This window comes from Myxococcales bacterium, from assembly GCA_016703425.1.
Taxonomy (GTDB): Bacteria; Myxococcota_A; Polyangia; order Polyangiales; family Polyangiaceae; genus JADJCA01.
In genome coordinates this window covers 42613-55705 of sequence record JADJCA010000001.1, presented here as the reverse complement: position 1 = coordinate 55705, position 13093 = coordinate 42613, and the positions used below count along the sequence as shown (strand labels likewise).

General features: G+C 69.4%; 9 protein-coding genes. 4 read left to right on the top strand and 5 right to left on the bottom strand.

The features are described 5' to 3' along the window. Nucleotides 1-19: 19 nt before the first annotated feature. Complete coding sequence (locus IPG50_00215; protein MBK6690627.1) at nt 20-1219, top strand: molybdopterin molybdotransferase MoeA; 1200 nt, start codon at nt 20-22, stop codon at nt 1217-1219. A gap of 27 nt (nt 1220-1246) precedes the next feature. On the opposite strand, the gene IPG50_00210 is transcribed toward IPG50_00215, so the two are convergent. The 3 genes from IPG50_00210 to IPG50_00200 all read right to left on the bottom strand — a co-directional run bounded on the left by IPG50_00210 (nt 1247) and on the right by IPG50_00200 (nt 6088). After that, complete coding sequence (locus IPG50_00210; protein ID MBK6690626.1) at nt 1247-3139, bottom strand: DNA mismatch repair protein MutS; 1893 nt, start codon at nt 3137-3139, stop codon at nt 1247-1249. Then, nucleotides 3136-3429 (bottom strand): hypothetical protein, encoded by a 294-nt coding sequence (locus IPG50_00205; protein ID MBK6690625.1) that lies wholly within the window; start codon nt 3427-3429, stop codon nt 3136-3138. Before IPG50_00205 ends, IPG50_00210 begins: the two co-directional genes overlap by 4 nt. 214 nt (nt 3430-3643) lie before the next feature. Beyond that, complete coding sequence (locus tag IPG50_00200; GenBank protein ID MBK6690624.1) at nt 3644-6088, bottom strand: S9 family peptidase; 2445 nt, start codon at nt 6086-6088, stop codon at nt 3644-3646. A gap of 152 nt (nt 6089-6240) precedes the next feature. Between IPG50_00200 and surE the strand changes: the two genes are divergently transcribed. From surE to IPG50_00185, 3 genes are read left to right on the top strand one after another with little or no spacing between them, the layout of a single operon-like run. Continuing rightward, nucleotides 6241-7023 (top strand): 5'/3'-nucleotidase SurE, encoded by a 783-nt coding sequence (gene surE, locus IPG50_00195; protein MBK6690623.1) that lies wholly within the window; start codon nt 6241-6243, stop codon nt 7021-7023. Continuing rightward, entirely contained in the window at nt 7020-8504 is a 1485-nt protein-coding gene (locus IPG50_00190) for an ABC transporter permease subunit (GenBank protein MBK6690622.1), read from the top strand. Before surE ends, IPG50_00190 begins: the two co-directional genes overlap by 4 nt. Further along, nucleotides 8396-9232: an amino acid ABC transporter ATP-binding protein gene (locus IPG50_00185; protein ID MBK6690621.1), complete on the top strand. Its 837-nt coding sequence runs from the start codon at nt 8396-8398 to the stop codon at nt 9230-9232. Before IPG50_00190 ends, IPG50_00185 begins: the two co-directional genes overlap by 109 nt. A gap of 30 nt (nt 9233-9262) precedes the next feature. Here IPG50_00185 and IPG50_00180 read toward each other — a convergent pair whose 3' ends face one another. Both IPG50_00180 and IPG50_00175 read right to left on the bottom strand, forming a co-directional pair. Beyond that, nucleotides 9263-11992: a tetratricopeptide repeat protein gene (locus IPG50_00180; protein ID MBK6690620.1), complete on the bottom strand. Its 2730-nt coding sequence runs from the start codon at nt 11990-11992 to the stop codon at nt 9263-9265. Nucleotides 11993-12010: 18 nt separating this feature from the next. Continuing rightward, nucleotides 12011-13051, bottom strand: a complete 1041-nt coding sequence (locus IPG50_00175; protein ID MBK6690619.1) for a penicillin-insensitive murein endopeptidase — start codon at nt 13049-13051, stop codon at nt 12011-12013. Between the last annotated feature and the right edge of the window lie 42 nt (nt 13052-13093).

Here is a 13093-nt window from a genome sequence, read left to right as displayed (position 1 = left end):
GGTGCGGTAAGGTCCGTCGATGCTGCGCTTCGAAGAGGCTCGCGAAAGGCTCCTCTCGCTCGCTCGACCGCTTGGCCAAGAGCGCGTCGGCCTCGACGACGCGATGGACCGTGTCCTCGCCGACGACGTCGTCGCGGCGGCCGACTTTCCCGCCGCCGACACGAGCGCCATGGACGGTTACGCCGTCACCGCCGCCGACGTCGTCGGTGCCATCGCGCTCAAGCTCGCGGCGGAGGCGCGACCGGGCGGACCGCCGGTGACGCACGAGCGAGGAACGGCCACCCGCATCTTCACCGGCGCGGCGCTTCCGCGGGGCGCCGACGCGGTGGTGCCGCAAGAGAACGTCGTGGCAGAAGCCGGCGACGTCTCCTTCCCTAGCGCCGTGGCCGCGTTCGCACACGTTCGGCGACGCGGTGAAGATCTCGCGTCCGGCACCCTGGCGCTCTCGCGCGGAACGCGCCTCGCGGCGGCCCAGATCGGCCTACTCGCCTCCCTCGATCGAGCGTGGGTGAACGTCGCGCGAAGGCCCCGCGTCACCGTCTTCGCGACCGGCGACGAGCTGCGCTTGCCTGGAGCGTCGGGCCCAATGGGGAGCATCGCCGAGTCGGGCACCTTCATGGTCCGCGCCATGGCGCGGCGCTGCGGCGCAAACGTCGTCGCCCTCCCCAGTGCCCCCGACGACCTAGCCGCCATCGCGCGAACGCTCGGCGAGGCGCTCGCGAGCAGCGACGTCGTGATCACCATCGGCGGCATGAGCGTCGGCGATCACGATCTCGTGCGGCCCGCGCTGCGTACCCTTGGCGTCGAGCTAGACCTCTGGAAGGTCGCCATCAAGCCCGGCAAGCCGCTTGGCATCGCGAGCGCGAACGGCGCGCTGATGCTTGGTCTGCCGGGCAACCCCGCGGCGGCCTTCGTCACCTTCGGACTCTTCGGCGTCCCCCTCTTGCGCCGCCTCCAGGGCGCCGCCGAGGTGGTGCCGGCAGCTTGGCGCGCCACGCTGACGCGCCCCATCGCCCACAAGCCTGGTCGCCTCGAGTTCGTCCGGGCGACGCTCAGGCGCGAAGCGGGCGAGCTCGTCGCGACGCCCCTCGCCCACCAATCGAGCGGCTCGGTGGCCTCCGTGGGGCAGGCCGACGCGCTCGTGGTGGTGCCGCAAGACGCCGGTGCCCTCAGCGCGGGAGAGCGCGTCGACGTGGTGCTCTTCTCGGACCTTTCGTAAGCGTGGTGGCAACCGCCACCGCGCCTCTCACGCCTCGGGCACGTCGATGCCAACGGCGCGCATGAGGCGCAGCGCGTTGGAGCTCTGTACGACGCCGGGGCGAAGCACGAAGTCGAAGGTCATCGTGCCGCCGTGGACCTGCTCCTCGAAGTGCACGTTCTTCACACTCTCGGGCATCTCGGCCTCGAGCTCGCCGATGGCCAAATCGTGCGTCGAGACGGCGCCCATGGCCCCAACCCGGAGGAGGTTTCGAATCACCGCCCGCGCCCCCACGAGGCGCTCCCGGGCGTTGGTGCCGTGGAGAATCTCGTCCAAGAGAAAGAACACCGGGGGCCGCGACGACGACGATTCGCCGCTCGACGCCGCCATGTCGAGCGCGAGCTTGAGGCGCTGCAACTCGGCGAAGAAGTGCGAGACGCCGCGTTCGAGCGAGTCCGCGATACGCATGCTCGTGACGAGGCGCACCGGCCCCACGCGAACACGCTTGGCGATGACCGGTCCGCCCGCCAGCGCGAGGGCGGTGGTGATCCCCAGCGCGCGAAGCAAGGTCGACTTGCCCGACATGTTTGAACCGGTCACGATGAGGCCGTAGCCGGGCCGCGGCAGCGAGACGTCGTTGCCGACGCGCCGCGACTTCGCGATGAGCGGATGCGAAAGCGCCTCGGCGTCAAAGACCGGCGCAAGGACGATCTCCGGGAACGTCGCGCCCTCGTCTTCGAAGGCCAACGTGGAGAGACTGGCGAGCGCCTCCACCTCACCCAAGACGTCGAGCCAGCCGCGCACGCGTGCGCCGGCGCGGGCACGCCAACCTTCGAGGGCGATGGCGCACTGAAGATCCCAGAGCAAGAGCGGCGCGATAAAGATCTTGAACACCTCGTTGTGCCGAGCTTCGGCGAACGAGACGATGCGCGCCAAGCGCCGCATTTCGACGGTGGCTTGCGTCGCCTGCGCGCCTGACGCCGCCCCCGTCGCGAGCAGGGCGCGCTTCTCTTTGGTGTACGGCGCGTCGAAGGGTTCTCCTTCGAGGTGCATCAACATGTCGCCGTACCGAGCGAGGCCGCTCTCGCGCGCGGTGACGGCGGCGACGACGCGCGCGACCTCGGCGCGGAACGGCAGCGTGAGCGCGAGCTGAACTGCGATCATGCCCACCCACGTCCCGCGAGGCAGGACACCGGCGAACGCGATGGCGAGGAGCGTGAGCACGGGCATGACGCGAGCTACGACGCGCGCCGCCGTGGTCACCTCGAAGCGAAGCTTGCCCTCGGCCCAATCGAGCATCGGGCCCGGGTCTGGCTTTTCGTCGCCGAGCTGGGCGCCGAGCGCGAAGAGGCGCTCGCGGAAGGCGACGCGCCCGGCCAAGTCGCGAACGGCTTCCTGGCGCGCTCGTACGGCGCCCGCGTCGGTGACCGTCTTGAGCCAGAAGGCTAGCTGCGCGGCGCCGAAGCGCGTCTGCGCTTGGGAGATGCGATGAAAGAGCGAGCCCTTGCCGAAGAGGTCGAGATCTTCGGCGTAGGGATGATTGGCGACGGCGAAGTCGCTGCCGTACTCGAAGGTCGACACGTCTTCGCCCTGCCAGGTGCCGCGAATGCGCGCCAGGCCGCGTTCGTGGAAGCGCTTGCCCGCGGCGGCGACGGCCTTGTTGGCCTCGACACGCCCGTGCAGCACGACGAGCCCCACGAACGCGAAGACGACCCCGATGAGGACGCCCCAGGTGGCCGGCGGGAGGCGCCCCCACACAATTCCAACAAGGAGCCCCAGCGCCGCAGCGACGAGCGCGAGGCGGAGCGTTCCGACGAGCCGCGAGCGACCTTCAAGCGCGGCGTAGTCGGCATCGCGAGCGCTGCGGCCCGCCTCGTAGGCCTGCTCCGCCTTGCCAGGCGCCTCTTGCGAGGCGGGGGCCGCGAGGGGCTCCGCCGTCACGCCGCGCGACGCTTGGCGGCGGCTCGCTTCGGGGCACGCGCGCGGCTTTGTGCCGCGGCCCTCCCCACGCGCGCAACTTGAGCCACCGCGACGGCGAGGCCCGCGAGCGTGAGCCGAGGCGCGGCGCCGCTGCGGAGCTCCACGAAGCCGGCCGCCGCGAGGGCGGCCAGGCTCGCGTCGAGCGCACCTTCGGTTCCGCCTACGCGCACGAGCAGGGCGTCAGGCGTCGCCGGCTCCTGGCGGCGAGAGAGTCGCAACATGGCCCGGAGAATCGCGAGTTCGTTGATCATGGGAAGACCCTATCGCGCACCCTGAACATGCGTCCAGTTACGTGCGTCGATTTAGCGTAAGTGTTTGATTCAACTAGACGATGGGCACTGCGCAAGGCGCTGGTCGCGCGTGTAGGGTGAACAGCAGCTCTGTATGTCAGATCACGTGCATCCTGCAAGCGAAAAGCCCAAGCGGGGGCTCGCGGTCAGGAAAAACAGCCTGATCGGCGCCGGTCTACATCGCGCCGAGTTCGTGGAGGACGAACGAGAGCTCGTCGGCGAGCTGGGCAATGACCTTCGTGGTGGGCTTGCCGGCGCCGTGGCCCGCCTTCGCCTCCACGCGCAGCAGCACCGGGTTCGCTTTCGCGGCCTGCGCCTCCTCGAGCCGCGCCGCGAACTTTCTCGCGTGCATCGGATCGACGCGCGTGTCGCTCTCGGCGGTTGCGACGAGCACCGATGGGTAGCGCGTGCCCGGCGCCACGTGGTGGTAGGGCGAATACGCCTGGAGGAACCGAAAGTGCTCCGCCTTGTCGGGGTCGCCGTATTCGGGAATCCAGAGGCGCGCCAGTTGGAAGCGCGTGTAGCGAACCATGTCCGTGAGCGGGACCAAGCTGAGCGCCGCCCGAAAGAGCTCCGGTCGCTGAACGACCGCCGTCGCCGTCAAAAGGCCGCCGTTGGAACCGCCGCCGATGGCGAGCTTTGCGGACGACGTGATGCCGCGCTTCACGAGCTCCTCTTCGTATGCGATGAAGTCATCGAAGACGTTCTGCTTCTTCTCGAGCATGCCCGCGCGATGCCATGCCTCGCCCATCTCGCCGCCGCCGCGTAGGACCGCGCTGACGAAGACACCGCCGCGCTTGGCCATCACGAGCGCTCTCGAGCTGAAGGCCGGCGTCTGGTTGACGTTGAAGCCTCCGTAGCCCCAAAGGAGCGTCGGCCGTGGGCCGGCGCTTCCCTTCGACAAGTCGCCGGCGGCCACCACGAACATCGGCACGCGCGTGCCGTCTTTGGAGGTCGCCGAGAGCTGCGTCACGGTGATGCCCTCGACCGCGAGGTCGCCGCCCACCGAGTCCCAGATGGCGGGACTCTGCACGCTTCGGGTCACGACCCCGGCGGGCGGCGGGGCGGGCGGGGCCTTCTTGCCAGCGGAAGCCAGGTCCACACGCAACACGCGCGGCGGCGTCACGAACGACACAAACTCCACGAAGGCTTCTCCGCCTCGCACGGGCGCCGTGACGTGGGCGGTCCCGAGTCCCGGCAGGGCCACGTCCATGAGCGGTTTGCCGTCGGGCGTCGCGACGGCCACGCGCGAGGCCGCGTCGTGGAGCGTCCCGAGCACGAGCGCGCCCTCCGTGACGGCCACGTCGGTCAGGACGTCAGCGCCCTCGGCGACGAGCTCCTTCCAGTGGGCGCGCTCCGGCTTCGCGTAGTCGACGGCAAAGAGCCGGTATCGCGGCGCGCCGTCGTTCGTGTGGATGTAGAGACGGTCGTCGCGCACGATGGGGTTGAAGATGGAGTCCGCTTTCACGGCCACTGGCACGAAGGCGCCAGGTTCCTTGTTGGCGGCGGCCTTTTTGGCGTCGCCCTCTTTGCCAGCCTTGGGCGCGGCCTTCGGGAGCGTCGAGAGGTCCTTGAGGTACACCTCGCTCTTCGCCCACCCCTGGTGGACGCGCACCACGAGCCAGCGACCGTTGGGCGAGATCGAGACCTGCGGCATATCGGTCTTGTCGCGATCCTCGCCGAAGACCAGCGGATCGCTCTCCGGATCAGCGCCGAGCTCGTGGCGGTAGACCCGCACATGGTACCGCTCGTCTCCCGGGGCCACCGTTCCCGGCGTCGGGTAGCGCGTGTAGTAGAACGCCTTGCCGCTGGGCAGCCACGCGACGGAGGAGTACCGCGTGCGGGGGATGCGGTCCGGCAGGTCGCGCCCCGTCTTGACGTCCCGAACGACGAGCGTGCTCTCCTCGCTACCGCCTTCGCTCCGTCCCCACGCGAGCAGCGTGCCGTCCTGCGACGGGTACCACCAGTCGAGCGAGACGGTCGCGTCCGCTGAGAGCGTCGCCACATCCAGGAGCGGCCGGTCGGTGCCGCGAACGCCTTCGCGCACGTACAGCGTGGGTTGCCGTTGCGCGCCGGTCCGCTTGGTGTGGAAGTAGCGTCGCTCCTTCCCCGTGCCACGCACCGCCGGCGCCGCCACGTTGCCCACTTGAACGAGCGACGCGATCTCGGCCTCGAGCTCCTTCTTGCCCTTGATGCCTTCGAAGTAGGCCGTCGTCTTCGTCATCTGCCGGGCCACAAACTGCGCCGTCTCAGCCGATTTTTCGTCTTCAAGGCCGCGATAGGGGTCCTCCACCACGACGCCGTGAAGCGTCTCCTGAACGCCCTTCCCCGCGAGCTTCGCCGGTGCTGGGGCGACGGAGGGCGCGGTCGTCGGCCCCGCGGCCGGCGGCGCTTGCGGTTCGACGTCCGGTGCCCCGCAGGCGGCAACGGTGAAGAGGAGGGCTAGTACCCCGACACTTTGAAATCGGCGGGTTCGCCTGGCCCCCCCGGCGAGCGCGGGGCCCAGGCGAACCTGCCTCGCTTCCACGGGTTTGTGTCTGGGAGTTTCGTTCTCATTTGCCGTACTCGACCCATCAGAATCGACGGGTCGAGGTACTAGGAGCGAGCGGCGGTGAACCATGGCCCGCGAGGCTAGAGCGGATTTCACGACGACACGACGCCGAAATCAGGCGACCGAAGTGGCTCCGCGCTCACCCGCTCCGCGCCCAAACGCGATATGGTCGGTCCCGCATCGCGTTCGCCTTTCCGTAAGTAACGCCTCCGCAGCCACGAATGAGCCGCCCCCTCGTACTGCTCTCCAATGACGACGGCTTCGCCAGCCTAGGCCTCCGCGAGCTTCGGCTCGCGTTTCAGCCCCACGCCGACGTGGTCGTCGCCGCGCCCGAAACCGAGCAGAGCGCCGCCAGCCATGCGCTCACCCTCCATCGACCGCTCCGGACGCGCGCTGTCGAGGAAGGTGTATTTGCCGTCGACGGAACGCCGGCTGACTGCGTGTACATTGCACTACACAGCGGAACGGTACTTCCACGGATGCCGGATCTCGTCGTGTCGGGCGTGAACCACGGGCCGAACCTCGGACAAGACGTCTTCTATTCGGGCACCGTGGCGGCAGCGCGCGAGGGAGCCCTGCGCGGCATTCCCGCGCTCGCCGTCAGCGCGCACCCGAAGGCCGACTTCGCGGCGGCGGCGCGCCTCGCGGCCCAGCTCTCCCTGCTGCTCCTGAAGAATGGCCCCGCGAGCAGCGCCAAAGCGGCGCCCAAGGACCGGGCGTGGGCTCCGCTCCTGAACCTGAATGTCCCGAAGGGCCACACCGGCGAGCTCGTCGGGACGCGGCTTGGCGCGCGCTACTACGACGAGGTCGTCGACGTGCGCACCGACCCGCGCGGGCGTGACTACTCATGGATCGGAGGGCCCGGCGTCTTTCACGACGAGACCCCCGGCACCGACACGGCGGCGTACCACGAGGGCAAGGCCTCGCTCTCGGCGCTGATCCTCGACCTCTCGAACCTCGCCGGCGCACCGCTCGTCGAAGCGATCCTCCGCGCCTTGCCATGAGCGTGCGCCGCCGGGCGCGAGCCCTCGCATCGCTCTTCATCGCACTCGCATCGCTCTTCGCGCTGGCGCCTGCGAGCGCCGACACGCTCAGCGAGGTGAAGAGCCGGGGCGTCTTGCGGTGGGGCGGCGACATGCAGGGCGGCGAGCCCTACGTGAGCCAGGAGCCGTCGGGAAAGCTCGTTGGCTTCGAGGTCGACCTCGCGGCGGCCCTCGCCCTCGAGCTCGGCGTGCGCGCCGAGTTCGTTCAGGCCGATTGGTCAGCGCTCGTCGCTTCGCTGGAGCGCGGCACCTTCGACATCGCCATGAACGGTCTCGAGGTCACCGCGGCCAGGCGCGCGCGCCTCTTGTTCACGCGCCCCTACTACGCCTTCGCGCTGAGGCTCGTGGCCCGCAGCGGCGACGACCGCTTCACTTCGAAGGACGCGAAGCTCGGCGGCTTACGCGTCGGCACGCTGACGGCGAGTCTGTCGGACGAGCACCTGCGGGCTGTCGGCGCGGAGGTTGTGCTCTACGAGGGCGTGCAAGAGCCCTACTTCGACCTCACCCAGAAGCGCACCGACGCCGTCTTGCTCGATGACATCATCGCCAAGCGCTACGGCGAAGGGCCAGGCCTTCGCGTCGTCGGCGATCTCGCGGAGGGCAGCTACGCCATCGGTCTAAGGCGAACCGACGCGGCCCTTAAGGGAGCCCTTGATGATGCGCTCGCTCGTGTGATGGCACGAGGCGAGCTTGAAGCCATCTTGAGGCGGCACGGCATCTGGAACGAGAGACAGAGGGCGCGCCCGCAAGCTGCAACGGCGCAAGCCGCAACGGGCGCGGCGACGGAGACGAGTGCGCCGCGCTTGACGGTGGGCCACGCCCGCTTGTTCCTGCGTGGGGCCGCCGCCACGCTCTTGGTGACCGTCCTGGCCATGGCCATCGCCATTCCGCTCGGCCTCGTGCTCGCGCTGCTTCGCCTCTTCGGTCCCCGTGCCGCGGGCGCTCTCTCGCGAGGCTACGTGGAGATCTTTCGTGGGACGCCGGTGCTCTTGCAGCTCTACGTCCTCTACTTTGGCCTCGCGCCCGTCATCAAGCTCTCGCCGCTCACGGCTGCGGTGCTCGGCCTCGGCCTCAACTACGGCGCCTACGAAGCCGAAGTGGCGCGCGCGGCGATCCTATCGGTCCCCAAGGGCCAATACGACGCGGCGGCCGTCTTGGGTATGGCGCCGGCGCAGGCGTTTCGGAGCGTGATCTTCCCGCAGGCGCTCCGCGTCGCGTTGCCGGGCACCACCAACGACTTTATCGCGCTCCTCAAGGACAGCTCGCTGGTGAGCGTCATCACGGTCGTCGAGCTCACCAAACAGATGACCATCACGGCGGTGGACGTTCGCGGATGGCTCGCTCCGGGGCTCCTCTGCGCGGCGATGTATTTCGCCATGAGCTATCCCTTGTCGCGGCTCTCGAGCGCGCTCGAGGCGCGGCTGGCCCGAGGTCGCGCGTGACGCTCGTCGCCAAAGGGGTCAAGAAGACGTTCGGCGACCGCATCGTCTTTCGCGACGTCACCTTTCGCATCGAGCCGGGCACCTCGACGGCTCTTCTCGGCGGGTCCGGCTCGGGCAAGTCAACGCTGCTGCGCTGCTTGACGGGCCTCGAACCCATCGACGAGGGGGCCATCGCCGTCGGCACTGTCGAGGTGGCCGCCGCTGCGCTCGCGCGGCGCGACGGAGCGGAGGAGCTTCGAGCGCGGCTCGGGCTCGTCTTTCAGGGTCTCCATCTCTTCCCGCACATGACGGCGAAGGAGAACGTGATGGTCGGTCCCCGCGTGGTCAAGCACTGGCCCTTGGCGCGGGCTGAGGCCCAGGCGCGCATGCTCCTCGAACGCGTCGGCCTCGGACGGCGCGAAGACGCGCACCCGAGCGATCTCTCGGGCGGCGAGCAACAACGGGTCGCCATCGCGCGCGCCCTCGCGATGGAGCCCGACGTTCTTCTCCTCGACGAACCAACGAGCGCGCTTGATCCTTCGCGGCGACGTGAAGCGGCGACGCTCTTCCGGTCGCTCGTGGCCGGTGGCGTGACGCTGCTAACGGTCACGCACGAGATGGCCTTCGCGCGTGCCGTCAGCGATCGAACGCTCGTGCTCGCCGATGGCTGCATCGTGGAGGATCGCGCCACCGAGGAGCTCTTCCGCGCCCCGCGCGATCCGCGATCCAAGGCCCTCGTCGAGGGTTAGGCGAGAGCCCATCGGCGTTGCGCGGTGCCTCTACGCCTTTGGCGGTGACGTGCCGGCGCCGACGCTCCGGAGGCGCGCGTAGATCGCTTCGGCGCGGCGCGCGGCCTCGTCGGCGGCGGATTTCGATGCCGGATCGGCGTTGCGATCGGAGCCGCGCACCAGGTCCACGAAGGCCCGCAGGCTCCGCGCCAGCTCGACCTCGTTGCCGATGTCTTCGAAGATGGCGACGGAGCGCGAGAGGTGCTCTTCCGCCTCCACCATGCTCGGGCCACCGGCGCTCGCCGCGGCGGTGACCTCACCGAGGGAACGAAGCGCGATGCCGAGCTGCACGCTGCTCTGGATCTCCGTGAGGATGTCGACGGCGCGCCGCGCGCTCTCGCGTGCCTTCGTCAGCTCGCGCTGAGCCAGGTACGCCTTGCCGAGACCGCGGGCGACCTCGGCGAGGCCAAGCGCATCGCCCAGCTCTTCCGCGATGGCCTCGGCTTGCTTGAGGTGAACGACCGCCTTTTCCGAGTCACCGAGCCGGCTGTAGGTCTCTCCGACGTTGGTGAGGATGACGGCGATGCGGTTCCGATCGCCAGTCTCTTTGGCCACGTCGTAGGCCTCAAGGAAGAGCTTGAGGGCGCGGGCGTCGTCACGCTCATCTTGCGCGACGGTGCCGAGGTTGTTGAGCGAGATGGAGACGCCGACGAGGTCACCGATCTCGCGGCGCGTGCGGAGCGCCTGCTCGAAACACTCGAGCGCCGGTTTGAATTGCCCCGAGTCTTGGTACACGAGGCCGAGATTGTTCAAGCTGAGCGCAATCGAACGGCGGTCGCCGAGCTTGCGGCGCATGGTGAGGGCCCGCTGCGTATGCTCTAGCGCCTGCGGGTAGTCGCCGCGCAGCCAATGGAGCTTGCCGATGTCGTCGAGGGTGCTCGCGACGCCGCGCTGATCGTCGGCCTCCTCGAAGAGCGAGAGTGCCGCCGACAGGTGCTTTGCCGCGTCGGCGAGGCGCCCCGTTTCCCGGTGCAGGCGACCGATGCGGCTCTGCGCGGCGCCGCCCTTCGTGCGCAGGTCGAGGCGGTATGCTTCCGTAAGCATTTGCCGAAACGCGGCCAGCGCCTCGTCGTTTTTTCCGAGTGACTGCAGCACGTCGCCGTTGTGGTGCAGCGCGCGAAGGAGCACCTCCGGCTCGATGGCCAGCTCGTGCTCCCGCACGAGCGCGAGGCCTCGCTCGTAGTACTCGGACGCCTTGCCGTTGGCGTAGTGGGAGCGCGCCACGTCGGCGGCGTCGAGGAACGCCACGGCCGCCAGCGCCAGCGCCCCCGCTTGCTCGCGGTGCTGCGCGAGCATCGCGAGGTATTCCTCGTGGGAGCGAACGCTGCCCTGGAACGAGAGCCAGTCGCCGATGGTCGTGTGGTACCGGCGCTGCACGTTGGCCGGCGTTCGACGCGCGAGGTTCTCGCGTTCGCGGTTGTGCTTGAAGACGTATTCTTCGTCACCGGCGAAGGCGCTGTCGGGCAGCCGGAGCACGTAGTCGCGCTCCATGAGGTCTCGAAGGATCGCGCGCACGCGCGCGACGTCGGTGGTCTCGCCCGAGATCCACATCTCCGGCGGCGCCTTGCCTTGCCGGAGCAAGGTCACGAGCCCGCCGAGCCAGAAGACGCCGCCCATGGTCGCGGCGCGCTCCAAGAGGTCGCGCTCGTCTTGCGCCAGCGCGCCGATGCGCGCCTGAACGGCGTCTTCGACGGTGAGCGGCAGGCGCACTTCCTCGAGACGATTGACGTGGACGACCCAGCGCTCGCCGCGCATCGCTCCGAGGTCTTGGTCCGTTGCCGGCTCGACGACCCCCATGTCGCGGTGGATGCGGACCATCTGCTCGAGCAGCGACGGGTTGCCCCCTGCCATCGAGCAGGCTGCCTCGACGAGCTCCTCGACGTTCTCGTCGTCGCCGCAGGGCGCCAAGAGGTCGTGCATCACGGCGGCCGCATCGTTGTCACCGAGAGGGCTCAGCTCGATGACACGGTGCCGCGCCTCTTCCCCTTTGCCCCAGCCGTCCTTGCGCGCTACGAGCTCCGGCCGCGCGAGCGCCAGGATCAGGATCGGCGCGTCCAACGTCGCGCGAAGGTAGCCGAGCAGCTCGAGCGAATCATCGTGCGCCGCGTGGAGGTTGTCGAAGACGAGAACCACCGGCGTGCGGTGCGGCACGGTCCCCGGCGGCATCGAGCCGTTGCGCGACGTGAGCGGGGGCGGCGCGAACGACGGCGAGCCGAGCCCGCGCGCGTCGGCCTCGAAGAAGCGCTTGAGGACCGCGCGCCGCAGCGAGCGGAGCTCCTCACGGTCGCCCTCGACGGCGGCGATCAACGGCGACGACGGCAGCTCTAGGTCGAGCAGCTGGCCGAGAAAATAGATGACGTCGCCGACCTTGCGGTCTTCGAGGACCTCGGCGACCTGGCCGCGAATGTGCAACGCCGCCGCCTCGGGGTTCATGCCCTCGACGAGACCAAAACGAGCCCGCAGGATCCGAGAGAAGACTTCGTAAGATGAGCCCTCAGGGCGAGCCTCCCCCATGACGACGCGCGCCCCGGCGCCGACCTTGGCGAGGAACTCTTGAACAAGGCGCGTCTTGCCAACGCCGGCGACGCCGAGGACCGTGACGATGCGCGTGCGACGCTTGTGGCGAACGGCTCGCAGCGCCTCTTCGAGGACTCCGAGCTCGGCGGCGCGGCCGACCAAAACGGCCCGCCCCTCGATTCCAGATTGGCTAGCAGCCATCACGATCGCAAAAGTATACGGTCACATGGGGCCGTCGACGTCATCGATCGGCGAGGCTCCCGTGCTCTTTTCGTCAGCGTCCCCGTGTGACGGCTCAGCCGGGGCCTCGACGGCCTTTGCCGCAGCCGCGGGCTCTCCACCGAAGAAGAGGGCGCCGAAGGTGCTGCCCGACGTGGGCTCCGGCTTTTGCGCCGCATGGAGCCGAGCCGACGGCGGCGGCGTCGCGAGGCCCCGTGCGGGTCCGCGCGGCTCGTCGCGATCGGCCGTCGCCGCCGCATGAGCGCGAGCTCGACCGTGCGCGATAGGCACCTTGGCCACCAGCGCTGGCTTCTTTCGCACCGGCACCTCGACGCACTCGCGTTGCCATGGTGGACAGGAAATGCGCACGTGGAAGTGGTCGTCGTGCGGCAGTGCGCCCTTCGGCTGGAGCATGGCGAGGGCGGCGCGGTCGCGCAGCTCGCGCGAGGCGCCGCTCTTGGCGGCGTAGGCTAGGAGGCGGGCGCGAAGCGGTGCGGCCACAAAGATGTGCGTCACGTGGGCCTGCCCATCGGTGAGCAGCGCGCGTACGAGAGCCCAATTGCGCGCGTCGTCGAAGAACGCGCCGGGCCAAGACTTCGCCGTACCGTCGCCCTGAAAGGGCACGAAGTGGTCCGACGCGAGCGGCTTGTCTTGCGCGGACCGCACGTAAAAACCGATGTCCACGTCGCGGCCGCTCTCGTGCGAGACGTGGCGGTCAACCTCGCCGCCACCGGGACGCGACAGGTGCCCGACGTTGAGCACCGCGTTGGGATAGGCCTTCCGGACGCGCTGCGCGGCCCGGTCGACCATCGCGACGAGCGACCCAAGCCCCCAGCGAACGTCGCCGTGGGCGTAGGCCGGCGCGATGCGCAGGTAGGGCGCGTCAGCGAGCCGCGCCCCGCCGAGCAGGTGGCCTGCCGTTGGCGAGCCGACGCTGCGTCCCATGGCGAACACCGGCGTGAGGGCCGCGCTCGTCTCACTGGAACGGCGGCCACCAAGGGACCATGCCCCCGGCGACGCCGTGAGCAGAGCAAGGACCGTCAACGCTCGAAGGGAAGCGTGCACAGCTCCACTAGCCATGGTTTC

Bases quoted from the DNA above. Each gene is read 5' to 3' on its own strand.
- IPG50_00215 (MBK6690627.1), top strand. From the start codon at position 20: ATGCTGCGCTTCGAAGAGGCTCGCGAAAGGCTCCTCTCGCTCGCTCGA.
- IPG50_00205 (MBK6690625.1), bottom strand. From the start codon at position 3,429: ATGATCAACGAACTCGCGATTCTCCGGGCCATGTTGCGACTCTCTCGC.
- IPG50_00200 (MBK6690624.1), bottom strand. From the start codon at position 6,088: ATGGTTCACCGCCGCTCGCTCCTAGTACCTCGACCCGTCGATTCTGAT.
- surE (MBK6690623.1), top strand. From the start codon at position 6,241: ATGAGCCGCCCCCTCGTACTGCTCTCCAATGACGACGGCTTCGCCAGC.
- IPG50_00190 (MBK6690622.1), top strand. From the start codon at position 7,020: ATGAGCGTGCGCCGCCGGGCGCGAGCCCTCGCATCGCTCTTCATCGCA.
- IPG50_00185 (MBK6690621.1), top strand. From the start codon at position 8,396: ATGGCTCGCTCCGGGGCTCCTCTGCGCGGCGATGTATTTCGCCATGAG.